General features: G+C 62.1%; 22 protein-coding genes. 12 read left to right on the top strand and 10 right to left on the bottom strand.

Annotation, left to right across the window (positions count from 1 at the left end; translation table 11 throughout):
* Positions 1 to 94: 94 nt before the first annotated feature.
* A complete protein-coding gene (locus ATI14_RS23545) occupies positions 95 to 1,126 on the top strand; it encodes an apurinic/apyrimidinic endonuclease family protein (protein WP_080519817.1) in 1,032 nt (343 codons plus the stop codon).
* 78 nt (positions 1,127 to 1,204) lie between these two features.
* Here the strand turns inward: ATI14_RS23545 and ATI14_RS23540 are convergent, their stop codons facing one another.
* From ATI14_RS23540 to ATI14_RS23530, 3 genes are all read right to left on the bottom strand, one after another.
* On the bottom strand, positions 1,205 to 2,002 hold the full coding sequence (locus ATI14_RS23540) for an aldo/keto reductase (RefSeq protein WP_016971543.1): 798 nt from the start codon (positions 2,000 to 2,002) through the stop codon (positions 1,205 to 1,207).
* Positions 1,999 to 2,871 carry an NmrA family NAD(P)-binding protein gene (locus tag ATI14_RS23535; protein ID WP_016971544.1) on the bottom strand — a complete coding sequence of 291 codons (873 nt, stop codon included), beginning with the start codon at positions 2,869 to 2,871 and terminating at the stop codon, positions 1,999 to 2,001. The genes ATI14_RS23540 and ATI14_RS23535 overlap by 4 nt, the downstream gene beginning before the upstream one ends.
* A 101-nt stretch (positions 2,872 to 2,972) precedes the next feature.
* Entirely contained in the window at positions 2,973 to 3,413 is a 441-nt protein-coding gene (locus ATI14_RS23530; protein WP_016971545.1) for an Lrp/AsnC family transcriptional regulator, read from the bottom strand.
* Between the two features lie 109 nt (positions 3,414 to 3,522).
* Here ATI14_RS23530 and ATI14_RS23525 point away from each other — a divergent pair, with 109 nt between their 5' ends.
* The 3 genes from ATI14_RS23525 (at position 3,523) to ATI14_RS23515 (ending at position 6,155) form a co-directional block, all read left to right on the top strand.
* A complete protein-coding gene (locus tag ATI14_RS23525; RefSeq protein ID WP_016971546.1) occupies positions 3,523 to 4,422 on the top strand; it encodes a DMT family transporter in 900 nt (299 codons plus the stop codon).
* A gap of 63 nt (positions 4,423 to 4,485) precedes the next feature.
* Positions 4,486 to 5,385, top strand: coding sequence for an extracellular solute-binding protein (locus ATI14_RS23520; RefSeq protein ID WP_080519816.1), 900 nt, complete (start codon positions 4,486 to 4,488; stop codon positions 5,383 to 5,385).
* Positions 5,382 to 6,155, top strand: a complete 774-nt coding sequence (locus ATI14_RS23515; protein WP_016971549.1) for a molybdate ABC transporter permease subunit — start codon at positions 5,382 to 5,384, stop codon at positions 6,153 to 6,155. The genes ATI14_RS23520 and ATI14_RS23515 overlap by 4 nt, the downstream gene beginning before the upstream one ends.
* Here the strand turns inward: ATI14_RS23515 and ATI14_RS23510 are convergent.
* From ATI14_RS23510 to ATI14_RS23485, 6 genes are all read right to left on the bottom strand, one after another.
* Positions 6,127 to 8,115, bottom strand: a complete 1,989-nt coding sequence (locus ATI14_RS23510; RefSeq protein ID WP_016971550.1) for a peptidase U32 family protein — start codon at positions 8,113 to 8,115, stop codon at positions 6,127 to 6,129. The genes ATI14_RS23515 and ATI14_RS23510 overlap by 29 nt on opposite strands.
* A gap of 281 nt (positions 8,116 to 8,396) precedes the next feature.
* On the bottom strand, positions 8,397 to 11,747 hold the full coding sequence (locus tag ATI14_RS23505; protein ID WP_017256227.1) for a hypothetical protein: 3,351 nt from the start codon (positions 11,745 to 11,747) through the stop codon (positions 8,397 to 8,399).
* A 94-nt stretch (positions 11,748 to 11,841) separates the two neighbouring features.
* Entirely contained in the window at positions 11,842 to 12,987 is a 1,146-nt protein-coding gene (locus ATI14_RS23500) for a MalY/PatB family protein (RefSeq protein ID WP_016969422.1), read from the bottom strand.
* A 58-nt stretch (positions 12,988 to 13,045) separates the two neighbouring features.
* Entirely contained in the window at positions 13,046 to 13,639 is a 594-nt protein-coding gene (locus ATI14_RS23495) for an FMN-dependent NADH-azoreductase (protein ID WP_016969421.1), read from the bottom strand.
* Entirely contained in the window at positions 13,636 to 14,076 is a 441-nt protein-coding gene (locus ATI14_RS23490; RefSeq protein ID WP_017256561.1) for a GNAT family N-acetyltransferase, read from the bottom strand. Before ATI14_RS23490 ends, ATI14_RS23495 begins: the two co-directional genes overlap by 4 nt.
* Positions 14,069 to 14,545: a carboxymuconolactone decarboxylase family protein gene (locus ATI14_RS23485; RefSeq protein ID WP_080519815.1), complete on the bottom strand. Its 477-nt coding sequence runs from the start codon at positions 14,543 to 14,545 to the stop codon at positions 14,069 to 14,071. Before ATI14_RS23485 ends, ATI14_RS23490 begins: the two co-directional genes overlap by 8 nt.
* Before the next feature lie 132 nt (positions 14,546 to 14,677).
* On the opposite strand from ATI14_RS23485, the gene pdxR reads away from it, so the two are divergent.
* The gene (gene pdxR / locus ATI14_RS23480; RefSeq protein WP_016969418.1) at positions 14,678 to 16,072 is read left to right on the top strand and encodes a MocR-like pyridoxine biosynthesis transcription factor PdxR; all 1,395 of its coding nucleotides are present in this window, start codon (positions 14,678 to 14,680) and stop codon (positions 16,070 to 16,072) included.
* Between the two features lie 224 nt (positions 16,073 to 16,296).
* Here the strand turns inward: pdxR and ATI14_RS23475 are convergent, their stop codons facing one another.
* The gene (locus ATI14_RS23475) at positions 16,297 to 17,148 is read right to left on the bottom strand and encodes a LysR substrate-binding domain-containing protein (protein ID WP_016969417.1); all 852 of its coding nucleotides are present in this window, start codon (positions 17,146 to 17,148) and stop codon (positions 16,297 to 16,299) included.
* 242 nt (positions 17,149 to 17,390) lie between these two features.
* Between ATI14_RS23475 and ATI14_RS23470 the strand changes: the two genes are divergently transcribed.
* Genes ATI14_RS23470 through ATI14_RS23440 form a run of 7 tightly spaced genes read left to right on the top strand, consistent with a single transcriptional unit; the run spans position 17,391 to position 23,840 of the window.
* Positions 17,391 to 18,212, top strand: coding sequence for a transporter substrate-binding domain-containing protein (locus ATI14_RS23470; RefSeq protein ID WP_016969416.1), 822 nt, complete (start codon positions 17,391 to 17,393; stop codon positions 18,210 to 18,212).
* A gap of 2 nt (positions 18,213 to 18,214) precedes the next feature.
* Positions 18,215 to 19,021, top strand: coding sequence for a transporter substrate-binding domain-containing protein (locus ATI14_RS23465; RefSeq protein WP_016969415.1), 807 nt, complete (start codon positions 18,215 to 18,217; stop codon positions 19,019 to 19,021).
* Positions 19,014 to 20,435 (top strand): FAD-binding oxidoreductase, encoded by a 1,422-nt coding sequence (locus ATI14_RS23460; RefSeq protein WP_017254630.1) that lies wholly within the window; start codon positions 19,014 to 19,016, stop codon positions 20,433 to 20,435. The genes ATI14_RS23465 and ATI14_RS23460 overlap by 8 nt, the downstream gene beginning before the upstream one ends.
* Positions 20,432 to 21,634: an aminotransferase class I/II-fold pyridoxal phosphate-dependent enzyme gene (locus ATI14_RS23455; protein ID WP_016969413.1), complete on the top strand. Its 1,203-nt coding sequence runs from the start codon at positions 20,432 to 20,434 to the stop codon at positions 21,632 to 21,634. Before ATI14_RS23460 ends, ATI14_RS23455 begins: the two co-directional genes overlap by 4 nt.
* Complete coding sequence (locus ATI14_RS23450) at positions 21,631 to 22,356, top strand: amino acid ABC transporter permease (RefSeq protein ID WP_016969412.1); 726 nt, start codon at positions 21,631 to 21,633, stop codon at positions 22,354 to 22,356. Before ATI14_RS23455 ends, ATI14_RS23450 begins: the two co-directional genes overlap by 4 nt.
* Entirely contained in the window at positions 22,346 to 23,029 is a 684-nt protein-coding gene (locus ATI14_RS23445; RefSeq protein WP_080519814.1) for an amino acid ABC transporter permease, read from the top strand. Before ATI14_RS23450 ends, ATI14_RS23445 begins: the two co-directional genes overlap by 11 nt.
* Complete coding sequence (locus ATI14_RS23440; RefSeq protein WP_016969411.1) at positions 23,016 to 23,840, top strand: amino acid ABC transporter ATP-binding protein; 825 nt, start codon at positions 23,016 to 23,018, stop codon at positions 23,838 to 23,840. Before ATI14_RS23445 ends, ATI14_RS23440 begins: the two co-directional genes overlap by 14 nt.
* Positions 23,841 to 23,851: the final 11 nt, after the last annotated feature.

The raw sequence follows: 23,851 nt of genomic DNA, 5'->3' as shown, positions 1-23,851 counted from the left end.
TTCAGCCGGATTCGTGTCGAAATATTATGAACCGGCCCGTCAAGCCCGGGCCTAACCCCGTATCATCCATTCCTTTTGACCGCCAGGCTTTCCCATGACCCATCCCCGCATCGGCTTCGTCTGCCAATACCGGCATTCCGAGCGTGAGCTTTCAGCCAATGCCTTGAAGCTGATCGAAGGCCCGTTCAACCCGCGCACCACCACCCTGCGCTGGATGGAAAGCGTGACGCCACAGATGGCCCGCGACAAATTGGTGGAAATCGTGACCCACAACCTGGCTGCGCAATTGCGCCTGCTGGCGTACGTGGCCGCGCTGCCGCCGACGTTGCGCATGCTGCGCGTAAGCAGTGATTTGCTGCCGTTCTACAGCCACCCGAAAGTCGCGCATGTGTACAAAGACCCGGCCATCGAACGGCAATTGATCGAAGGTTTCGCCGCCATCGGCGAGCTGGCGCGGGCCTCGGACATTCGCCTGTCGTTCCACCCCGGCCAATACTGCGTGCTGGGCTCGGACAACCCCGGCGTGGTGGAAAACAGTGTGGCCGAGTTCGAATACCACGCTGACATGATCCGCATGATGGGCTATGGCCGGCGTTTTCAGGACCTCAAATGCAACGTGCACATCGCCGGGCGTTTGGGCGTGGAGGGAACCCGCGCGGTGTGGTCGCGCTTGTCCGAGGCAGCACGCAATTGCATCACCTTTGAAAATGACGAGAAAACCTACGGCCTCGACCACTGCCTGCAAGTTGCCGACCTGGCGCCGGTGGTGCTGGATATTCACCATTGCTGGATCCACGAAGACGACTACATCGACCCGCATGCTTCGCGGGTCGCGCAGGTGATCGACAGCTGGCGCGGCGTACGCCCGACGATGCACTACTCCCAGCCTCCGGAAAGCCTGCAGGCGTTGGGGTTTGACGCCGAGCACAAGCTGGAAATGGATGCGCTGCTGAAGGTGGTCTCCAAGCGCGACCTCTACGCTCACAGTGCGCAGATGTGGAACCGCTGGACCAACGATTACGCGCTGCAGTTTCTTGACCGCTTCGACATCATGATTGAAGCCAAGGACAAGAACGTCGCGTCCCAGGCTTTTTATGAGTACTGGCAGCGAAGCGTCGCCATGTAGTGCTTCTGTGGTGAGCGGGCGTTGCGGCGATTCGACCAGCCCGCTCGCCGCCGGAGGCCCGCTCAGCGACAGGCATTTTTACGCAGCGTCCCACTGCGGTGCAAACGGCGGTTGCACGTATCGCTGGTCCTTGGGCAGTTGGGCGATGGCGTGCATGTCTTGTTCATCCAGCGTGACGCGCAGCGAATCCAGATTGGCTTGCTGGCTTTGCGGGCGCTGAGCCTTGGGGATCGCGACCACGCCTTGTTGGCGCAGCCAGGCGAGGGCGACCTGGGCGGCGGTGGCGCTGTGCCTGGCGCCAATCTGCGCCAAGACCGGGTCCGTGGCAGCGCGGCCCTGGGCCAGGGGGGCGTAGGCGACCATGGGAATGCCTTTGCCACGCAGGTAATCAAGCAGCCGGCGCTGGTCGAGGAACGGGTGATATTCCACCTGCACCGCGGCGATGGGTGCACCGAGCACGTCAATCGCCTGGTGCAGCATCGGCAGCGTAAAGTTGCACACGCCGATGGCCTTGGCGCGGCCGCTGTCGCGCAGGCTCACCAGGGCATTCATCATGCCCGGCAGGTCCATCTCGGGCGTCGGCCAGTGCACCATGTACAGGTCGACGTAATCCACCGCCAGCTTGTCGAGGCTCATTTCAAACGCATTGAGCAAGGCCGACGGCGCCAATTGGTTGTGCCACACCTTGGTGGTCAGGAAGACCTCATCACGGGGAATGCCCGAGTGCTTGATGGCCTGGCCGACGGCGGCCTCGTTGTCGTACATCGCGGCGGTGTCGATATGCCGATAGCCCAGCGCCAGCGCGCTTTCGACCACGGCGCGGCAGTCATCGCCCGGCATGCGGAAGGTGCCGAAACCCAATTCAGGCATGTTCATCGGTGCTGTTCTCCCGCCGTTTGGTTTGCCAGGTCACGCAGTACGGTGATCAACGGCGTGGTGCCCTTGATCACGTGTTCATGCTCAAAACAAATCCAGCCTTCATTGAACCCATCGACCATGCGCATGCGTGGCATCGGGTTTTGCGCGCCCTGGCCCCGTAGCAAGGTTTCCCAGGTGTCGCGGGGCACGGCTTGGGCGCGTACGTCGCGGCCAAGGATCTGCGCCAGGGCGTGAGCGATATCGTTCGGGCTGACCCATTGGCCTTCCAGTTCGACCACGCGCCAGCCTGCCCAATCCTGCTGGATCAATTGCGCGGCGAGCACGCCGATGTCGGACGTGGCGATCATCGGCACGGCCTTGTCCAGCGGTTGCAGGAAGCTGTTGATCACGCCGGTTTCACGGGCGGCGATCACGTCGTACAGCGCATTTTCCATGAACCAGCCGGGGCGCAGGAACGTCACCGGCAGGTCCAGGGCGATCAATGCCTGTTCCATCAAGGTGCGCTGGGTGAGCAGGTTGAGGTGTTCGGCCTGGGCGCCGATGGTGGAAAGGCACAGCACCTTTTTCGGCTCTGCGGCCTTGAGTGCCTGGCTGACGGCGGCGATTACCGCGCGGGCTTCGGGGAAACCGGGCCCGGGATCAAACCCTGGCGGCGGCAGGATGAACACGCCGGTGGCGCCCTTGAAGGCTTCAGTGAGTGCGTGGGCATCGTCCATCTGCGCAAACACCACTTCACAGCCCTGGTCGGCCCAGTAAGCAGCCTTGGCGGCGTCGCGAATTACCGCGCGAACCGGCTGGCCCGCCTTGATGAGGTTTCGCGCCAGCGCGCCACCGACTTTGCCTGTTATCCCGGTAATGACATACATGCGCTTTACACCTGTGGGTTCCAATGAGTGGAGCCCAGCATAAAGTTCGCCCAGCGATGACAGAATAGCGATTACGTCACTGAATGGATGACTTCAAGTCACTAATCAGCCAGCGGTGGCAGGCGTCGTTTCACCGGGGTTTTCTTGACGATGGCGGTGTTGGTTTCGGCGTAAACATTCAGACGGTCGAGCAGGGTATCCAGCTGTTCCATGGTGCGCACGTGCAACCGCGCGATAAAGCAGTCATCGCCGGTGACCTTGTCGCACTCGGTGAACTCGGGAATTGCCTGAATCTGGCGTTCCACTTCCTGCAATTTGCCGGGCAAGGGCCGGATACGCACGATGGCCTGCAACAGGTAACCGAAATGTTTGGGGTCGATGTCGACGGTGTAATGGGTCAGCACGCCGCGTTCTTCAAGGCGACGCAGGCGTTCGCCCACACTGGGCGAAGACAGCCCGGAGATAGCCGCCAGCGCTTTGAGGGATAGGCGCGAGTCGTCCATCAAGGCCGCGATCAGTTGCTGGTCGATGGTGTCAATCATGGCGTTTGCCTAATTAGAAAAGGAAATAATCGGGTTTTGCCTTTTTTAGCCGCTGGAGCCGGTGTGCTGCAGATTGCCATAATTGGGCCTCATTTGAGGAGCCTTCATCGTGGACACATCAATTCGTCGCGGTTCGTGGGAAATGGTCGCCGCCATGCTGATTTCGGGCACCATCGGCTGGTTCGTGCTGGTGTCCGGCGTGTCGGTGATCGAAGTGGTGTTCTGGCGTTGCGTCATCGGCGGGCTGGCACTGTTGCTGGTGTGTGCCTTGCTCGGTTACCTGCGCCTGGAACTGCTGACCTGGGCCACATTCGGCCTGGCCATGCTCAGCGGTGTAGCCATTGTCGGTAACTGGCTGTTGCTGTTTGAATCCTATTCCCACGCCTCAATCGCCATCAGCACGGCGGTGTACAACGTGCAGCCGTTCATGCTGGTGCTGCTGGCGGCGGTGTTTCTGGGTGAAAAAATCACCCTGCAGAAAATGGCCTGGTTGAGCGTGGCATTCCTCGGCATGCTGGCTATCGTGACGGCCCATGGTGAAGAGCAGAGCGGTGGCAGCGATTACCTGGCGGGGATTGCGCTGGCGTTGGGCGCGGCGTTTTTGTATGCGATTGCCGCGCTGATCATCAAGCGTTTGAAGGCCGTGCCGCCGCACCTGATGGCGCTGATCCAGGTGTCGACCGGCGCGGTGTTACTGGCGCCCCTGGTGCCTTGGGGCAGCCTGCCCGGCTCGACGAATGCCTGGGCTGCGCTGGCCACGTTAGGCGTGGTGCATACCGGTTTGATGTACGTATTGCTGTACGGCGCGATCCAGAAATTGCCGACGGCCATTACCGGGGCGCTGTCATTTATCTACCCCATTGCCGCCATCTTCGTTGACTGGTTTGCCTTCGGCCATCGCCTCGGCTGGCTGCAATGGCTGGGCGTGGCGGCGATTTTGCTGGCCGCAGCCGGTTTGCAGCGCGGCTGGTGGTGGCGCGCGAAGGCACCGCTGCAACAGGTTTCATGAAGCGCCGCTGGCCGCTTCGTTACTATTCGCCGCTATATATTAATTGTTATAGCGAGCGAGCCGATGCTGAGCAAAACCAAGGGGTGGCTACTCGGTAGCCTGCTGTTGAGCGCCGCGATTGCGGCCCATGCCGAAGGGCAGGTTCATGTGACCTACGCCGGCTCTATGGGCGTGGTGATGGACAAGGCGCTGGGCCCCGCGTTTGCCGAGCGTGAAAAGGTCACGTATCAGGGGCAGGGCGAGGGTGCCTACGGGCTGGCGCGCCTGTTGGCGTCAAAGAAGTTGCAGGCCGATGTGTTTGTGTCGATCACGCCGGGGCCGATCGAGATTCTGCAAAAGGCTGGCTTGGCCGACCATGCGATTCCGGTGGCCAGCACGCGGATGGTCATCGCCTACAACCCTAAAAGCAGCTTCGCACCGCAACTGGCCAACGGCACCTGGTGGCAGGTGCTGCAAACGCCCGGCCTGAGGTTTGGCCGCACGGATGCGGGCACTGACCCTCAAGGGCAAAACATCGTCTTCACGATGAAACTCGCAGAGAAGTACTACCAACAACCGGGCCTGGCTCGGCATATCCTCGGTGACGTGCAAAACCCGCAGCAGGTCTTCGGCGAAGGTGGTTTGCTGACGCGCCTGCAAGCCGGGCAAATCGACGCAGCCTCTGGCTACGAGAGCGCCACGATTTCTGCGAATCTGCCTTACGTTGCGCTCCCCGATGAAATCAACTTGAGCAACCCGACCTTCGCGAAGGCTTGGTACGACACTGTCGACCTGCAACTGCCGGACAAAAACGGCCAGCCACAAACCCTCAAACCCCAGCCGCTGGTGTTCTACGCCGTGGTGCTGAAAAACGCTGCGCATCCACAACAGGCCGAGGATTTCGTGAAGTTCCTGCAGTCGGCCGACGGCCAGAAGTTGTTTGAAGCCAATGGTTACGGCCAGCCCAAAGGCGGGGCGCTTTGAGTCGAGCGCTCTGGCTGGGCGTGCCCGCCACGGTGTTGTTGGCGATTCCCTTTGCGGCGCTGATAGGCGCCACGTCCTGGGCGCATTTGCACCTGGCCTATGGCGACGGCGCGGCAGTCGGGGTGTCGTTGGGGTTGAGCAGTGTGTCGACGGTGTTGATCGTGTTGCTTGGCACGCCGCCGGCCTTGTGGCTGGCGCGCAGCCGTTCAGCCTGGCGCCGGGCAGTGGAGGCGCTGTTGCTGGTGTCCTTACTGACACCACCGCTGGCGATGGGGATTTTGCTGGTTACCGCCTACGGGCCTTACGCCACCTTGGGCGAAGCGCTCGGTCATTTGGGCGTTACTCTGAACAACAATTGGCCGGCGTTTGTGCTCGCGCAGCTTTATGGCGGTTTGGCCTATTACATCTTGTGTGCGCGCACGGCGTTCGAGTCGGTGCCGCGCTCGGTCGAGGATGCCGCTCGAGGCCTGGGCTGCTCGCCGGTGCAGGTGTTTTTGCGTGTGACATTGCCCGTCACCCGGCGCGCCCTGGCCAGTGCGCTGGCGATCGTGTGGGTGCGGGTGATCGGCGAATTCGGGATTGTGATGGTGTTTGCCTACTTTCCGCAGGGCATACCGGTGAAGTTGTTCGTCAATCTGCAAAACGAAGGCGTAGACAGTGTCTACGCCTTGCTCTGGTTGCTGCTGCTGGTGACGTTGCCGTTTCCGCTGTGGTGCCTCTCGGTGCGCAAACGGCAAGGGCTCAGTGCGGTGCGCGCGGGATGGTCTTGAGCAGGTCATCCGGGCTGATATAGCCCACCACGCTGCCCGGTTGCGGCAGGCCAAGGATGTGGCCCTTGATCTTGCCGACCACGTGCATTTCGCAGGGTTTGCAGTCGAACTTCAGGGTCAGCACTTCGTCGCCGTGGATCAACTGCATCGGCGCCACTTTGGTCTTCACGCCCGTGACACCCTTGGCCTGTTTGGGGCACAGGTTGAACGAGAAGCGCAGGCAGTGCTTGGTGATCATCACCGGCACTTCGCCGGTTTCTTCGTGGGCTTCGAAGGCTGCATCAATCAGCTTCACGCCGTGGCGGTGGTAGAAGTCGCGGGCCTTCTGGTTGTAGACGTTGGCCAGGAACGACAGGTGCGCTTCCGGGTACACCGGCGGTGGCGTGGTCTCGGCTTTGCGTCCGCCACGCGGGTGCGCGGCCACACGGGCGGCCGTCAGCGCTTCAATCACTTCGCGGCGCAAGGCCTTGAGCTGCGAGTTGGGAATGAAGAACGCTTGCGGCGCGTCCAGCTGAATATCGATGGCATGGTATTCGGTGGTGCCGAGCTGGCCGAGCAGGTCGCGCAGGGTTTCCAGCGCCTGTTCCGGCTTGTTGGCCACGCCGAACGGGCCGGGCAGGGTGACGCTGGCGCTGATGCCTTCTTCGCTGGTGGCGGTGACTTCCAGTTGGTCTTCGCGCAGGCGTGCCGCCCAGGACAAACCGATACGACGCTCGGACGAGGTCTTGAGCAGTGCCTGTTGCCAGTTATGGTCCAGGTTACGGTTCAGTGCATGGTTCGGGCGCAGTTGGTACAGGCCGGCCGGCATTTCATTCGGCTCGACACGGTAGCGGTAGCGCTTCTCGCCGTCTTCTTCGAACTCGCCCTTGGGCTCGGCGATGTTGGCGCGGAAACCCACGACTTCGCGTTTGACCAGCACATTCAGGCCGTCGCCGTTGGACAGCGGCTCATGGGTGACCACCAGCAAGTCGCGCTTGCCGGTTTTCTCCACCACACCCACCGGCAGGCCGGTGAAGGTCGGGGTGTCGAAGGCGCCGATGTCGATCTTGCGATCGGTGACGAAATAGTCGGTGCTGCCGCGGTGGAAGGTTTTTTCCGGATCGGGCAGGAAGAAATGCGCGGTACGGCCGCTGGAGGCACGGGCAAGGTCCGGGCGGTCTTCGAGCACGTCGTCGAGGCGCTGGCGGTAGTAGGCGGTGATGTTTTTCACATAGCCCATGTCCTTGTAGCGACCTTCGATCTTGAATGAACGCACACCGGCTTCGACCAGCGCGCGGATGTTGGCGCTCTGGTTGTTGTCTTTCATCGACAACAGGTGCTTTTCAAACGCCACGACGCGGCCCTGGTCGTCTTTCAGGGTGTACGGCAGGCGGCACGCCTGGGAGCAGTCGCCACGGTTGGCGCTGCGGCCATTTTGCGCGTGGGAAATGTTGCACTGCCCCGAGAAAGCCACGCACAGGGCGCCGTGGATGAAGAACTCGATGGCGGCCTCGGTTTCGTCGGCAATCGCACGAATTTCCTGCAGGTTCAGCTCGCGGGCCAACACCAACTGCGAGAAACCGGCCTGGTCGAGGAACTTGGCACGGGCCAGGGTACGAATGTCGGTCTGGGTACTGGCGTGCAGCTCGATGGGTGGAATATCCAGCTCCATCACGCCCAGGTCTTGCACGATCAACGCATCGACGCCGGCGTCGTAAAGCTGGTGGATCAGCTTGCGCGCGGGTTCCAGTTCGTTGTCATGCAGGATGGTGTTGATGGTGGTGAACACACGGGCGTGGTAACGGCGCGCGAATTCCACCAACTGAGCGATATCGCTCACTTCGTTACAGGCGTTATGGCGGGCGCCGAAGCTTGGGCCACCGATGTAGATGGCGTCGGCGCCATGCAGGATAGCCTCGCGCGCAATGGCCACATCGCGGGCAGGGCTGAGCAATTCCAGGTGATGCTTGGGCAAGGACATAGTTTTTTTAGTCAGGCTTGTCACGGTTGAGGCGCGCATTGTAGCTGTGAAATGCCTGACCGGCATCTACCGCAGGGCTGTCGGGCGCAATGCGCGAAGGCGACGCTGATTCAATGCGGGAGCTGGCTGCATTTCAAAGGATGGACGCGGTCTCCTGTGGGAGCTGTCGAGCTTTAGCGAGGCTGCGATGGCGATGGGTCTGGCGGCATCTTTGTTGGCAGTGCCGCCGTCTTCGCAGGCAAGCCAGCTCCCCCATGGATTTGTGTGAAGCTTTCAGGCCATCAGTTGATTCTCGGCCCGCTGCCTCCCGGTTGATGCGGCTGTGGTTTGTCCGGTGGTGCATCGCTTGGCAGGTTCGGCGGCGGGGCGTCCGGGTCTTTGTAGGATTTGTGCAAGGACCCATCCAGCCGGTTGCTCGATGAGCCGCCTTTGCCAGGCGTTTCCTCGAAGTGCTGCCATTCCGATTGCTGGAAGCGGAACAGGCTGTCATCGGTGGGTGTATCGCGGCCGTGGTAATGGTGGATCTCGTAGTGGGCGTACTCGACCTTTTCCGCCCAGTCACTTTGCAGCAAGCCATCGCCCGCCAGGTCGCGGTACCAGTCGTTTTCCGCGTTCGTGGCCTTCTGCTTTTTGTTGTGATCGACGAAGAACCCGATAATCCCGCCGACCACCGCCAGCACCGCACCCACCAGGAACAGTGGCCCGGTCAATGCCGCCGCCGTGCCTGCACCAAACAGCGCAGCCGCACCCAGCACCCCGGCCGACGCACCGAACGCGCCGCCCGCCACCTGCAGGCCGCCGGCCGCTTGCGCCAGCGGGTCTTTGCTCGCCACGCCGCTTTTGATCGCCAGCGCACCGAGTACGATGTCGGCAAACCCGCCGGCGATGTCCGTGGCCGGGCCCAATACCTTGATCACCGAGCCGGCAATTTTTGCCGATTTCGATGCACCCAGCTTGGCCGCGCCGGCGGCCGCCAGGCCGTCATCCAGGTGCGTGGCCAGGCCGTCGGTGGCTTCGGTGACGGCTTTGTCGCTGTCGCCGAACAGATTCGAGATGCCGTCGTATTGGCTGTCGGGCACCGCGTCGAGGGCCGACGAAATTTCCTTGCCGATCTTCGGGTCGATATCGCCTGCCTTGCTGAAGTCAAGGGTTTTGCCGGCCGCGCCTTCCTTGCCCCAAATCTCGGGCAAGCTTTTGTCCAGGCCGAGGAAGTCCACCAGGCCGCCTTTGCCCAGGCTCTCGCCGATCTTGTCGCCCAGGCGCACAAAGTGGCTGGAGCCGCCGGCAAAGCTCATGAAATCCTTGGCGATGGTCATGCGCTGCGCCGGGGTTTCACCCAGCTTTCCGCCTTTGCCCACCAGTTGGTAAATCGCCGAGAACATGGTTACACCGGCGCCGAGCGAGCCGAGAATACCCTTGCTGTTGAGGGTGTGGAACACCTCGCCGAGCATGCCGCGGTCGGCGACTGGAATGTAGGGTTTGCTCAACGCGGTTTTGAGGTCGGCTTCGGTGATCACGCCGTTGCTCTTGTACACATTGCCCAGTTCTTCCAGGGCCTTGGTCACGGCGGCGGATTTTTCCTTGCCTTGCAGGCCCTCGTTGAGGAATTTTTCCAGGGTTTCCTGGGAGCGGCGCGGCAGGTCGAGCAGGGTGCCTTTGAGCACGCCCTTGAGCAGGCCGAACAGGTCTTTGGTGGCCAGCTCCTTGTTCTCGTCGGAGATTTTGCTCGGGTCCGAGAGAATCGCGTTGAGGTCGGTGGTCAAGCCGTCGGCCTGGATATTCTGCGCCGCCTTGGTCGCGGCGTCCGGGTCGAACAGCGACAGCGAGGTGAGGGTGTCGCTGAGGTCTTTTTGCGCCTCGGAGGTCTTGCCCTGGTCTTGCAGGTCCTTGAGGTACAGCACGTAATCCGGGTTGGAAGTCAGGTCCAGCAGCTTTTGCTTGATCTCGTCCTTGTTCGGCAGCTTGTTGATGGCGTCGTCCATCTTCGCCTTGTAGTCGGCCTGCACGGTCGGGTCCTGGAACAGCTCGCCGATCTGTTGCTGCACCGCCTTGCCGTCGATGATGTCGTGCATGTCGGCCGACGTCAGCTCGGTCTGCTTGCTGTCGGATTCACGCCAGGTGGTGTTGAACGGGCGCCGGGCTTCCTCGTAACCGGTAATGCCGTGGCCATTCTGGTAGGCGGCCTGGGCTTCCAGGGCACGCACCAGCTTGGCGCGCGGATCGTCCTTGGGAATCGAGCCGTCCTTGACGCCGGCGCGATAAGTATCGATCAGTTGGGTGGTGGCCAATTCGCTGACGGTCAGGGTCGGCGATTTGTCGTCCTTGTCATCCGCGTGCACGCCGGTGTCCATGTTCAGCACATCCAGGTCGCCGGCAGGCGGCAGGTTGTGCTTGGCGCGCGTGTCGTCGACCCCGGCGGCACTGAAGGCATCCCACTTGGCCTTCACATCGTCGTAGAGCTGCGGGCTGAGCTCCTTGGAGACAATCACTTTGCCTTCGCTGGTTTCATAGCGGATCAGGCCGTCACCCAGTTCATCGGGCGAGCCAAAGGTGATGTCGGTGTTTTTCAGGAAGTCATTGGGGCCTGCGAGTTTGTAGCCGGCGTCTTCACTGGTGTGGATTTTGGCCCAGGTGTCGTTGGCGGTGGCGACACTCTTGAACAGTTCGGGGCTGATGTCCGAGGACACGACGACCTTGGTGCCGTCCTGCAGCTCGTAAGTGAGGATGTTGTCTTTCTGGTCATTGTTCCAGCTGAAGTTTTTGTAGTCATTCAGGCCGGGCACGGGGGTATTGGCATCGGCCAGGGTTGCGCCGTTGTTCAGTTCGCCTTCGATAACGGCCTTTTTGCCCGGATCGGTGTAGACCGTATTCAGGCCTGCGAGGTAGTCAAACAGCTTGGGGTTGTCGTCGCGGGCCACCACGACTTTCTCGCCATTGCTTTCATAACGAATCAAACCGGGGCCGACTTCATCCACGGGGCCCACCGTCGTGCCGCCGTAGGGTGGCCACACTTCGTTGTCGGTGGCGCGCCGGTAACCGGCCGCTTCACTGCTGGAAAGGCCGGTGAAGCTTTCATAGGCTTCCTTGGCTTTCTCGAAGGCCTCGGGGTTGTCGCGCTGGCTGATGACGACCTTGGTGCCGTCCTGGGTTTCATAGCGGATCACGCCGGGGCCGGTTTCGTCCGGCGGGCCGAGCGCCTTATAGTCCGCGAGGCTGTCGGGGGCCTTGCCGTCGGCGCCCAGGTATTGGTAGCCGGCGTTCTGGCTGGCATTCACGCCGCCCAGTGACTTGAAGTCTTCGCTGACCTGCTTGAACAGGTCCGGGCTGTCATGTTCGCTGACGATGACTTTTTTGCCATCCCGGGTTTCGTAGCGGATCAGCCCCGGGCCGACTTCATCGGGCGGGCCGATGGCTTTGTAGTCGGACAATGCAGGGGGAGGTGTGGCGTCCTTGCCGGCGAGTTCATAGCCGTCCTTTTTGCTGGCTTCCAGCCCGGAGGGCTTTTTGTCCTGGGTTTCGGCCTTTTTATGGGCGCTCTTGTTAAGCAGCACATGGAATTCCGCGCTCGACGTGGTCGGCGTGCGGGGTAGGCTTTTAGGCTCGGACGAGCGATCAAGCGGCTGGGTCGACATGCCGTGGAACTCCTGCTGTTTCCGGTGGGACTATTCGGCGAAAACACTAACAGCAGGGGTTCGGCACACGTTGCGAAAAGTTGTGAATTGACGGTTAACGGTGATGCAACGCACGCTCCATGCGTTGCAGGCCTTCTTCGAGCATTGCCCGTGGGCAGCCGAAGTTCAGGCGTACAAATTGCTGGCTGTCATCCCCGAACTCGATGCCGGCGCTCAAGCCGACCTTGGCCTGTTCCAGGAAAAACTGCTGCGGGTCGGCCAGGCCCAGAGCGCTGCAGTCCAGCCAGGCCAGGTAGGTGCCCTGGGGCACGTGCATCACAACGCCAGGCAGGCGGGTTTGCACGGCGTTGTGCAGGTAGTCGCGGTTGGCTTGCAGGTACTGCACCAGCGCGTCGAGCCAGTCGCTGCATTGGCTGTAGGCCGCACGGGTAGCTTCCAGACCCAGCGGGCTGACGCTGTCGACCATGCCGCAGCGGGCATTGTTGAAGCGCTCGCGAACCTCGGCGTTCTGCACCACGGCAAAGCAGGTTTTCAAACCGGCCACGTTGTAGGCCTTGCTGGCCGACATCAGGGTGATGGTGCGTTGGGCGATTTCGGGGCTGAGGCTGGCGGTAGGAATGTGGCGGCGGCCGTCGAAGCACAGCTCGGCGTGGATTTCGTCGCTGATGATCAGCGCGCCGTTTTCCAGGCAGGCGTTGGCGACGGCCAGCAGCTCTTCACGCGGGAACACTTTGCCCACCGGGTTGTGCGGGTTGCTCAGCAGCAGCGCGCCGGCACCGCTCAGTGCCTGGCGCATCGCAGGCATTGGCGTGACGAATTCACCGTTGATCAGCCCAAACGGCACTTCGATGCGCGGCAGGTTCCAGTGGCCTGGCGCCAGGCGGATCGGGCGGTAGTTGGGGGTTTGCAGCACCACCGTCTGGCCGGGTTTTACAAAAGCATGCAGGGCCATATTGAAACCGGGTTCTACGCCAGGCAAAAACAACAGCTCTTCAGGCTGCACGCGCCAGGCGTACTTGGCCCACAGGTCGGCCACGATGGCCTCGCGTACATCCGGGCCCGCCACGCTGTAGCCCAGGACCTGCTGATCAAGCCGCGCGTGCAGGGCCGCGAGCACAGCGGGTGGCGCGGCGATGTCCATGTCGGCGATCCACATCGGCAAAACGTCTTGCGGGTAACGGTTCCACTTGGTGCTGCCGGTGCCGAGGCGTGGGTGGATCGTGTCGAAATCAAAGCTCATGGGGGGCTCGTATCAGGGAGGCGGGCAAAGAATGGCGCCGATTCTAGCGCCATTAATTTTATAGGCCAGTGCTGATTGCCGCCGACAGTTGCCGATGTGCCCGTTCCAGCGAGCGGTTGACGGCTTCTTCACCGCGCACCATGGCGCCCAGGTAAACAAAATCCACGGTGTGGATGCCCACGGTAGACAGGATGGCGGTCAGGTAAGGCGTCAAAAAGTCCGGTTCATGGCCCTTGCGCGAGTTGCCGGAACTCACCAGAACAAACGTACGCCGGTCGTCGAGCAGGCCGACTTTTTCAAACTGTGACGTGACGGTGAAGCTGCGTTGGATGCGCACCACATGGTCGATCCAGCCCTTGAGCGCCGCCGGGACGGTGAAATTGTGTACCGGCGTACAGAGGATCAGCAGGTCGCAGGCCTCCAGCTCCACGATCAATCGCTCGGACAATTGCGTCGCGCAGCCGCTGAGGCCGCCCGGTGTGGTCAGGGCATTGGCGTATTCGCGGGTCAGTGGCGGCAGCGCCTGGCCGCCGTAGTCACGCTCGGTGACTTCGGCGTCCGGCACCAGGTCCTTGAGCAAGGCGCGGGCCAGTTTGAACGTCTGTGCAGCCTTGCCGTGGGGGCTGAAGCTTAAAAGCAGGGCGCGGGTCATTGGCTCAAGTCCTGGGAAAAGTGCATGCCCAACGGCAACAGCCCCTGGCGGAAATAGAACCGCTGGGCCAGGGCCATGTGCATGCCGGTGTCGAGCACCAGCCAGCGATAGCCCAGGGCGCGGGTTTCTTCGCGCACCCGGTCGAGCAATTGCTCGCCCAGGCGCCGGCGTTGCAACGACGCGTCCACCACCAGGTCATCCACATAGATGAAGCGGCCGTAGAGCGTGTTTTCAGTCAGCCGGTAGCCCGCCAGGCCGATGACCTTGCCGTGTTCGCGGGCGGCCAGCAGGCGGTAACCGTTCTGGCGCTGGCGTTGAACTTGCTCGGCAAAACCCGTCGCGTCTTTGAGGTGCGGGCGCAGTTGCTGCATCACCGCGAAGCTGGCAATGCAATCGGCCTCGGTGCCCATGTGCACGAACTCGACAGACTCATTCATGGTTGAGGTTCTCCAGGTGGGCCTTGATCGCGGCGGGTACTTTGCGAAAGCTGATGGCGACGCGGTTCAAGGCGTTCATCAGCGCGACGGCCAAGGTCAGGTCGGCGACTTCCTTGTCGCTGAAGATCGCTGCCACGGCGGCGTAGTCGGCGTCCGGCACTTCGGTTTCGGCGACGAGTGTCACCACTTCGGCCCATGCCAGCGCTGCCTGTTCACGCGGTGTGTACAGCGGCAAACCCTCCCGCCAGGCGGCCAGCAGCATGATTTTTTCCAGGCTCACGCCCTGCTTGAGCAAGTCGCGCGAATGAGCGTCCAGGCAATAGGCACAGCCGTTGAGTTGCGAGACGCGCAGGTAAACCAGATCGATCAACTCTTTTTCCAGACCGCAGCCGTGGATGTAGCTGTGCACCGAACCCAGGGCTTTGTAACCGGCCGGCGCGGCCTGGGCGTAATCGAGACGGTGTTTCATGGAGCATCCTCGTGTTCGTGAAGGGATGGGCCATTTTCGGCGGCGGGCGGGGCGGTCAACAGGGGCATGATTGGACAAGCAGGTTGGGACATGATCAGACTTCGCATTGTTCTTCCGTCGAGCCCGTCTGCGATGTCATCACTGCCCAAATACCAGGAAATCTACCGACGCTTTCGCCAGGCCATTGATCAGGGCCAACTGGGGCCGGGAGATCGCGTGCCGTCCGTGCGCGGCCTGGCGCTGGAGCTCAAGGTGGCGCGCGGGACGGTGGAAGCGGCGTATCAGTTGCTGGTCAGCGAGGGTTTTTTCGAAGCGCGCGGGCAGGCCGGAACCGTGATTGCCGGCTCGGCGCCCCAGGTGACGGTCAAGCCGCTGCCGGTGGCGGCGCCCGCTTCAAAAGGGCCCAGGCCGCTGCAAATGGGCTTGCCGGCACTTGATGCCTTTCCGCGAAAACTGTGGGCGCGGCTGGTGACTCGGCAAGTGCGCCGCACCGACGCCGACAGCCTGGCCATGGGCGACGCGCGCGGTGCCCTGCCTTTGCGCGTGGCGATTGCCAACTACCTGGCGCTGTACCGGGGCGTGGAGTGCTCGCCGCAGCAAGTCTTTGTGTGTTCCGGTTATGCCGGCAGCCTGACCCTGCTGTGTGAGGCACTGCAGATGACCGGGCAGCGTTGCTGGTTTGAAGACCCGGGGTATCTGCATGCGCGGCAGCTGCTGAGCCATCAGGGCGTGAAACTGGTGCCGGTACCGGTGGACGCTGACGGCCTGCAGGTCGACGAGGGCAGGCAACGTGAACGGAATGCGCGCCTGGCCATCGTGACCCCGGCGCATCAGAGCCCGCTGGGCGTAGCGTTGAGCCCGGCGCGGCGCCTGGCGTTGCTGGACTGGGCGCGGGAGCAAGGCAGTTGGGTGGTCGAGGATGATTACGACAGCGAGTTCCGCTACCGCGGCCAGCCGCTCGCCGCGCTCAAAAGTCAGGACCTCGATGACCGGGTGATCTATGCCGGGAGCTTCAGCAAGATGCTGTTTCCGGGGTTGCGCCTGGGCTATCTGGTGGTGCCTGCGGCGTTATTGGAGGCGTTTGAGCGAGGGGCTTTGGCGTTACAGCAGCGCAGTGCGCAGTTGTTGCAACTGACCGCGGCGGACTTTCTGGAACAGGGGCATTTCACCCGGCATTTGAAGAAGATGCGCCAGTTATATGCGCTGCGCAGGGGGCTGTTGGTGGACGCGCTGCGCGAGCATTGCGCGCAGCTTTTGCGGGTGGATGAGCAAGCGGGCGGGATTAATTTACTGGCGCGGCTGTTGGTGGACGTGCCTGATCGGGTGGTGGCTGACGCCGCCATGGGCGCCGGGCTGGCGGTTCAGGCGTTGTCGGGCTGGACGGTCGAGCCAGGGCAGGGCGAAGGGCTGTTGATGGGATTTACGAATGTGGCTACGGCGGCTGAGGCGGTGGCGATTGCGCTGATTTTGCGCGGGGCTGTTTTGGGGTGTATATCCGTTGCTGCGGTAACGACTTGCCCACGATAGCGGTGTATCAGCGGCAAAATGTATTGGCTGACACACCCTCATCGCGGGCAAGCCCGCTCCCACATTTTTTGATCGCGCCCGGCTCTGCTTTTCTGTGGGAGCTGGCTTGCCTGCGATGCTGCCAACTCGGTACATCAGGTACACCCAGCTGATGCCATCGCGGGCAAGTCCGCTCCCTCATTTTTGATCAAGTACGGCATTGCTTATCTGTGGGATAACCTGCCTCACAACCCCTGGCTCCCCCGAATCAAGTCATAAGCCTTGCGCGCAATCGGATTAGCCGTATTCGGCCGTATCCAGAGGTAATACGTGACCTCCGGCATCCGAGGCAGCCCATCAGTCTCCCCCAACACCCGCATATCCGGCCCGAGCATTTCCATGCTGCGTGGCGTCACCCCCAACCCCGCGCGAGTCGCGGCTTTAATCCCGATCAAATTCGACGCCAGATAAGCCTGCCGCCAGGGGATATTCGCTCGCTCCAACGCCTCCAGCGCATACCGCCGGTAAATACTCGGCTCATCCACCAATATCAGCGGCAACGGCTCGCTCGGCTGGTGAATGTACTGCGCCGAACAAATCCACCACACCGGCGACGTGCGCAACGCAAAGCCTTCAAGGTTCGGATCAGACCTCGTGGAAATCACCATATCTACCTTGCCGCGATGCAGGTCATCCATCAAAAACGGACTGCGCCCCACATCAATCTCCAGCCGTAGACGCGGCGCCGAACGCGCAATGTGGCTGAGAATCGGCGGCAAAATCGTGTCGGCAATATCGTGCGGTGAGCCGATCCGCAACACCCCGCTCAAGCTGCTTTCACGCAGGGAATTCAACGCATCGTCATTCAGCGACAGCATCTGCCGCGCATGGCGCAGCAACTGCAAGCCCGGCTCGGTCAGCTGTTTCTGGCGGCCGCGCTTTTCAAACAGGCTCACACCCACCTGCTGCTCCAGCCGCTGCATATGCTGGGTAACGGACGACTGGGTGCGCGCCAGGTGCGTACCGGCGCCGGCGAAACTGTGGTGGTCGACCACGGCAATGAAGGTGCGTAGCAGTTCCAGATCAAGGGTCGTCATGGCCATTTCCTGAGGCGTTTTACATCAGCGGTGTGAAGTTAAACATTACAGATTCTGATGTGTTCTTGAAGCGATTTTTAACAGGCGTCAATAAATTCGAGGATATTCCAAAAGGCAAGGTTGCCAATACACGGCAAGTTATAACGATATGAGATATTTGCATTTCCGTTGCCCCGGCACTCTCCCTAGCATGCCCCACCATCAGGTCGGGGTACGCCGATCATTAGCCAGGGGGAAGTCCAATGATGTTCAAGAAATGGTTGCCGGTGGCCCTGGGGTCGATGATCGCGTTGGGCGCCACTGTGGCCGCGCACGCCGATGCCACGCTGGACAAAATCGAGCAACGCCATGTGCTGGTGGTCGGTGTGCTGTTGTCCGGCGGCCCGTTCGGCAGCATTGACCCGGCCACCCAGAAACCCAAAGGCTTGAACGTCGACCTGGCCAACGAACTCGGGCGTCAGCTCAAGGCCGAGGTGCAGTTGGTGCCGGTCTTGCCGGCCAATCGTGTGCAGTTCCTGCAGCAGGGCAAAGTCGACCTGTTGATCGCCAACATGGAATGGACTGCCGAGCGCGGTGAAATCCTGGGTTTTGTACCGACGCCTTTCTATCGTATCGGCGGCACCGCAGCGGTGCTCAAAGACAGCACGATCACCCGCTGGGAAGACCTCAAGGGCCAGCCGGTGTGCACCTCCCAAGGCAGCAGCTATGTGAAGCCGCTGACCGACCTCGGCGCGCAGATCAAAGCGTTCAAAAGCTCCTCCGAATCGCTGTTGGCCCTGCGCGGCAACAATTGCGTCGCCGCCGTGCATGACTCCACCCTGATCAACCCGCTGATCAACGACAGCGCCGAATGGAAGGATTACCGCGCCATCAGCCCGGAACTCAACCCGGCGCCGTCGGTGATCTGGACCCGTCGCGGCGAAAGCGACACCCAGGCCAAGCTCGACCCGATCGTCAAGGAGCTGCACCGCAGCGGCTGGCTGATCGAGGCCCAGACCCGTAACCGCATCAGCCCGGCATCGCCTGCGTTGGTGGAATTGCAGCAACAGTTCAAGGGCGCCTGAGCATGAACCTGAAAACCTTCACCGCACTCGGCTTGGCCCTGTGTGCCGGCTTCGCCAACGCCGACGCCACCCTCGATAAAATCCAGCAGCGCCACGCCATCAGCGTCGGCGTGATCCTCAGCGGCCCGCCGTTCGGCACCCTCGACCCCAAGACCGGCGAACACCTGGGCTACAACGTCGAGCTGGCCAAAGGTATCGGCCAGGCGCTGGGTGTGGAGACCAAAACCGTGTCGGTGCTGGCGCCCAACCGCGTGCAGTTCCTGCAACAGGGCAAGGTCGACATCCTGATCGCCAATATGCAGTTCACCGAAGAGCGTGCCGAGATCCTTGATTACGTGCCCACGCCGTATGAAGAAGTCGGCGGCGCCGCGCTGATTCGCAAGGGTGCAGGCATCAAGCAATGGGCCGACTTGAAAGACAAACCGGTGTGCGTGTCCCAGGGCAGCAACTTCATCAAGCCGCTGCAGGAAACCTACGGCGCGCAGATCAAGGCGTTCCGCAGCCAGTCCGAGTCGCTGCTGTCGCTGCGTGGCAATGGTTGCGTGGCGGCGGTGCACGTCAGCCCGACCATGCACGCGTTGCTCAGCGATGCCGAATGGCAAGGCTATGAAATCCCGCTGCCGGGCGACCTGATCCCGTCCAAATCGGTGATCTGGATTCGCAAGGGCGAACACGACACCCAGGCCAAACTCGATGCCATCGTGCGCGAATGGCACAAAAGCGGCTTCCTGATTGCCCTTGGCGAGCGCACCGGCATGGCGCCGTCCCAGGCCCTGCGTGATCTGCACGAGCACTACAGCCATGAGTGAAACGCTTTTTGCCACCCTGCAAAAACTGCTCGGCGCGGGCCATGTGCAAACGAGTGAAGAGGCGGCGCACTACCTGACTGATAAGCAAGGCCGCTACACCGGCAATGTGATCGCAGCGGTGCACCCGGCCACTACCGAAGAAGTGGCGGCGGTGGTGCGTACCTGTGTGGCCTGGAAAGCGCCGATCGTGGTACAGGGCGGCAATACCGGGCTGATGGCCGGTGCCACGCCGGACGCCAGCGGGCGTTCCGTGTTGCTGCTGCTCGACCGCATGAACCGCGTGCGTCATGTCGATACCGACAACGACACACTGACGGTGGAAGCCGGTTGCATCCTGCAAACCGTGCAGGAGGTGGCCCGCAACGCCGACCGCCTGTTTCCCCTGAGCCTGGGCGCCGAAGGCAGTTGCACCCTGGGCGGCAACCTCGGCACCAATGCCGGCGGCACCGGCGTGCTGCGTTACGGCAACACCCGCGAATTGACGCTGGGCCTTGAAGTGGTGACTGCCGAAGGTGAGATCTGGCACGGCCTGCGCGGCTTGCGCAAAGACAATACCGGCTACGACCTGCGGGATTTGTACATCGGCAGCGAAGGCACGTTGGGCATCATCACGGCGGCGACGCTGAAACTGTTTCCGCTGCCCAAGGCCCAGGCCACCGCGTTGCTGGCCTTTGATGAACTGGCCCAGGCCGTGGCGTTCCTGTCCCATGCCCGCGCCGGTTTTGGCGCAAGCCTCACCGCGTTTGAATTGCTCACGGCTGATTGCCTGGCCTTGCTGCGCGACCAATTCCCGCAAGGCCCGCAGCCGTTTAAAACCGCCAGCCAGCCGTGGTTTGCCTTGATCGAACTCTCTGACAACAGCAGCGAAAGCCACGCCCGCGAGGCCTTCGAACAGGTGCTGGGCGATGCCTTCGAAAAACAGCTGATCAGTGACGCGCTGATTGCCGAAAGCCTGGCGCAAAGCGAGGCCCTGTGGCTGCTGCGCGAGAACATGAGCGAGGCGCAGAAACGTGCCGGGCGCAACATGAAACACGATATCTCGGTGCCGATTTCCCAGGTGGTGGCGTTCGTTGCGCATACCGACGCGCTGTTGCAGCAGCATTTTCCCGGCGTGCGCAACTTCACCTTTGGCCATCTGGGCGACGGCAACCTGCATTACAACGTGGCCCATCCGCTGGATTCCACGGTGGAGGCACACATGGCCCATTACGCCGAATTGAGCGCCCTGGTACACGACAGCGCCCACGCCCACGGTGGTTCCATCAGCGCCGAACACGGCATCGGCCAACGCAAGGTCGGCATGCTCAGCCGCTACAAAAGCCCGGTTGAGCTGGACCTGATGCGCCGCATCAAGCAGGCGCTTGACCCCCACAACTTGCTCAACCCCGGCAAAGTCCTTGAGGTGCAGCCATGACCGTCCGCCTGTCCCAACGCGTGCAGCGCGTGTCGCTGTCGGCCAACGCGGCGGCCAAGTCCCGAGCCACTGAATTGCGTGACGCCGGCCGCGATATTCTCGACCTCACCACCGGCGAGCCGGACTTCGACACGCCGGAGCACATCAAGCAGGCGGCCTATGCCGCCATCGCGGCCGGTGCGACCAAGTACACGCCCACGCCGGGCGTCAAGGCGCTGCGCCTGGCGGTGCAGCGCAAGCTGGCCGAGGAAAATCGTCTGGACTATCCGCTGTCGTCCATCGTGATCGCCAACGGCGCCAAACAGATCATCTTCAATGCCTTTGCCGCTACGCTGGATGACGGCGATGAGGTGCTGGTGCCGACGCCGTACTGGCCGTCATTTCCCGACAGCGTGCGCTTCAATGGCGGTACGCCGGTGTTCATCGAGTGCGAGCTGGAGCAGGGCTGCAAGTTGCTGCCCGCCCAGTTGGAGCAACACATCACCGAGCGCACGCGCTGGCTGATTCTCAATGGTCCGGGTAACCCGAGCGGCGCGGTGTACAGCGAGGCCGAATTGCGCGAGCTGGCGGACGTGTTGCGCCGCCACCCTCAGGTGCTGGTCCTGCTGGACGAGCTGTACGAACACATCCGTTTCGACGGGCGCCCGCCACAAAGCCTGCTGAATGTGGCGCCGGATTTGCTCGACCGCAGCCTGTTGGTGGGCGGCGTGTCCAAGACCTATGCCATGACCGGCTGGCGCATCGGCTTTGGCGCCGGGCCGAAAAACCTCACCGACGCCATGGCCGTGGTGCAATCGCAATCGACGTCGGGTGCTTCTTCGGTGGGGCAGGCGGCGGCATTGGCAGCGTATACCGGCGGGCTGGGTTTCCTCGCAGAGCAGGTTACGGCCTATCAGTTGCGCCGGGACATTCTGGTCAAAACCCTGCAAAGCGTTGAAGGTCTGGAGGTGCTCGAACCCCAGGGCGGCTTCTTCGTTTTTGTGCGCTGCGCGGGTTTGCTGGGGCGCCATCGCCCGGATGGCGTTCGCATCAAGAACGATGAAGATGTGGTCGCCTGGTTGCTGGAAGAGGGCGTGGCCGGAGTGGCGGGCAGCGCTTATGGCCTGTCGCCGTGGTTCCGGCTGTCCATTGCGACTGCGACCGAGAGTGTGGCCGAGGCCGGGCGGCGCATCGCGACCGCCTGTGGAAACCTGCAATGATGGAGTGGTTTGTCCATTGGGCTGCCGGCATCGGCCTGAACTACACCTTCCTGCTGGACGCCTACCAGCGCGGCACGCTGGTGCAGGGCGCGCTGACCACCGGCCTGCTGTGCCTGTTCACCATCATCGGCAGCCTGGTCGCGGGTATTTCCCTGGCGGCGATGCTCACCTCGGGCAACCCGTGGCTGGCCAAGCCTGCGCGGGTGTTCGTCGAGGTCACGCGCAACACGCCAACCCTGGTGCAGTTGTACTGCGCGTTTCTGGTGCTGAACATGCTGCTCACCCAGGCGGTCGGCGCGGCCAACCCGCTGACGCCGTTTGCCTGGGTGGTGATCGTGATCTCCCTGCACAAGGGCGCGTTCCACGCCGAAGCCTTGCGCGCCGGCATTGAAGCGGTGCCCGCCGTGACTCTGGAAGCCGCCAGTTCCCTGGCCTTCAGCAACCGCCAATTATTGTGGAATGTGCAGTTGCCGTTGGCGCTGCGTTTCGCCTTGCCGTCGCTGATCAACAACCTGATCGACCTGGTGAAAATGACCGCCGTGGCTTCGGCCATCGCCGTGGGCGACATCACCTACGCGGCGATCATGATCTGGACCCAGAGCGACAACGTGCTGGAACTGATGATTCTGATCCTGAGTTTTTTCGGCCTGCTGAGTTTTATCGTCAATTGCGTGGGGCGCTGGCTGGAAGCGCGCCTGAGGATGCCCGGCTATGGCCATTGATTCATTCCCGGTGCTGTCGGCGTTGCTGCAATGGTCACCGGCGCTGGTGGCCGGTTTTGGCCAGAACATCCTGATCAGCCTGTTGGCGATTGCCATCGGCTCGGTGCTGGGCCTGTTGATCGGCGCGCTGGCGTTGTCGCCGCTCGGGTTTGTCGCGCGGCTGTGGGTGCAGGTGTTTCGTAACGCGCCATGGTTGGTGCTGATTTACTTCACCACCTACGTGTTCCCGTTCGAAATTCATATTGGCAGCAGCTACGTGTCGTTTCCTGACTGGGTGAAAGTCACCCTCGGTCTGGCCTTGCCGGCCAGCGCCAACGTGGCGGAAATTTTTCGGGGCGCCATCGGTTCGATCCCGAGCACGCAGTGGGAAGCCGCACGCTCGCTGGCCTTCACCCGTGGCCAGCTGTTCCGTTCGATCATCCTGCCGCAGTGCTTCAAACGCATGTTGCCGCCGTGGATGAACCTCTACGCGGTGGTGACCATGGGCACCGCGCTGGCCTCGCTGGTGGGCGTGCACGACGTGATCGACACCGCGCAGATCGCCAGCAACACGGTGAACATGACCGGTTTCACCGTGGTGATTTACCTGAGCCTGCTGGTGCTGTTCTTCGCCTATTGCTACCCGATTTCTCGCCTGACCCAACACCTGGAGCGCCGTTATGCCTTCTATTGAACCCCTGGTGAGCCTGCGGGATGTGCACCTGTCGTTCGGCGCCAACCCGGTGCTCAAGGGCATCGACCTCGATGTGCTCAAAGGCCAGGCGGTGTCGATCATCGGCCCGTCGGGCTCGGGCAAATCCACCATCCTGCGTTGCATCACCGGGTTGTTGCAGCCCCAACGCGGCAGCATTCGCGTGGGGCACACCCAGGTCGAGGGCCTGGCCCAGGAAGCCCAGCGTATCGAGTTGCGCAAGCGTGTCGGGTTTGTGTTTCAGCAGTACAACCTGTTCCCGCATTTGTCGGTGCTGGAAAACCTGGTGATTGCCCCGCGCAAGGTACTGGGGCGCAACCGCGCCGACGCCGAGAAAGACGCGCGGGCGCTGCTGGCCAAAGTGCGCATGGAACACAAGGCCGACGCTTACCCCGGCCAGCTCTCCGGCGGCCAGCAACAGCGCGTGGCGATTGCCCGTGCCCTGGCGATGCGCCCGGAACTGATCCTGTTTGACGAAGTGACCTCGGCGCTGGACCCGGAAACCGTCGGCGAAGTGCTGACGGTGATTCGCGAGCTGACCGAAGAGGGCATGACCTGCGTGCTGGTCACCCACGAAATGCGCTTCGCCGAAGAGATCAGCGACGTGGTGTATTTCACCGAAAACGCCGTGATTGTCGAGCATGGCAGCGCCGCGCAGATTTTCCAGAACCCGGTCAGCGAACGCACCCAGACGTTCCTGCGCCATGCCCTGGGCGACACCGGGCGCCGTGGCCCCATCGCCCACGATCCGTACCTGTTGACCAATTTGAGCCGTTACAGCCTGTCTGTCTGATAAGAGGAAAT

This window comes from Pseudomonas tolaasii NCPPB 2192 (genome assembly GCF_002813445.1).
In the GTDB taxonomy this organism is placed as follows: Bacteria; Pseudomonadota; Gammaproteobacteria; order Pseudomonadales; family Pseudomonadaceae; genus Aquipseudomonas; species Aquipseudomonas tolaasii.
This window is presented reverse-complemented; position numbering and strand designations above follow the sequence as displayed.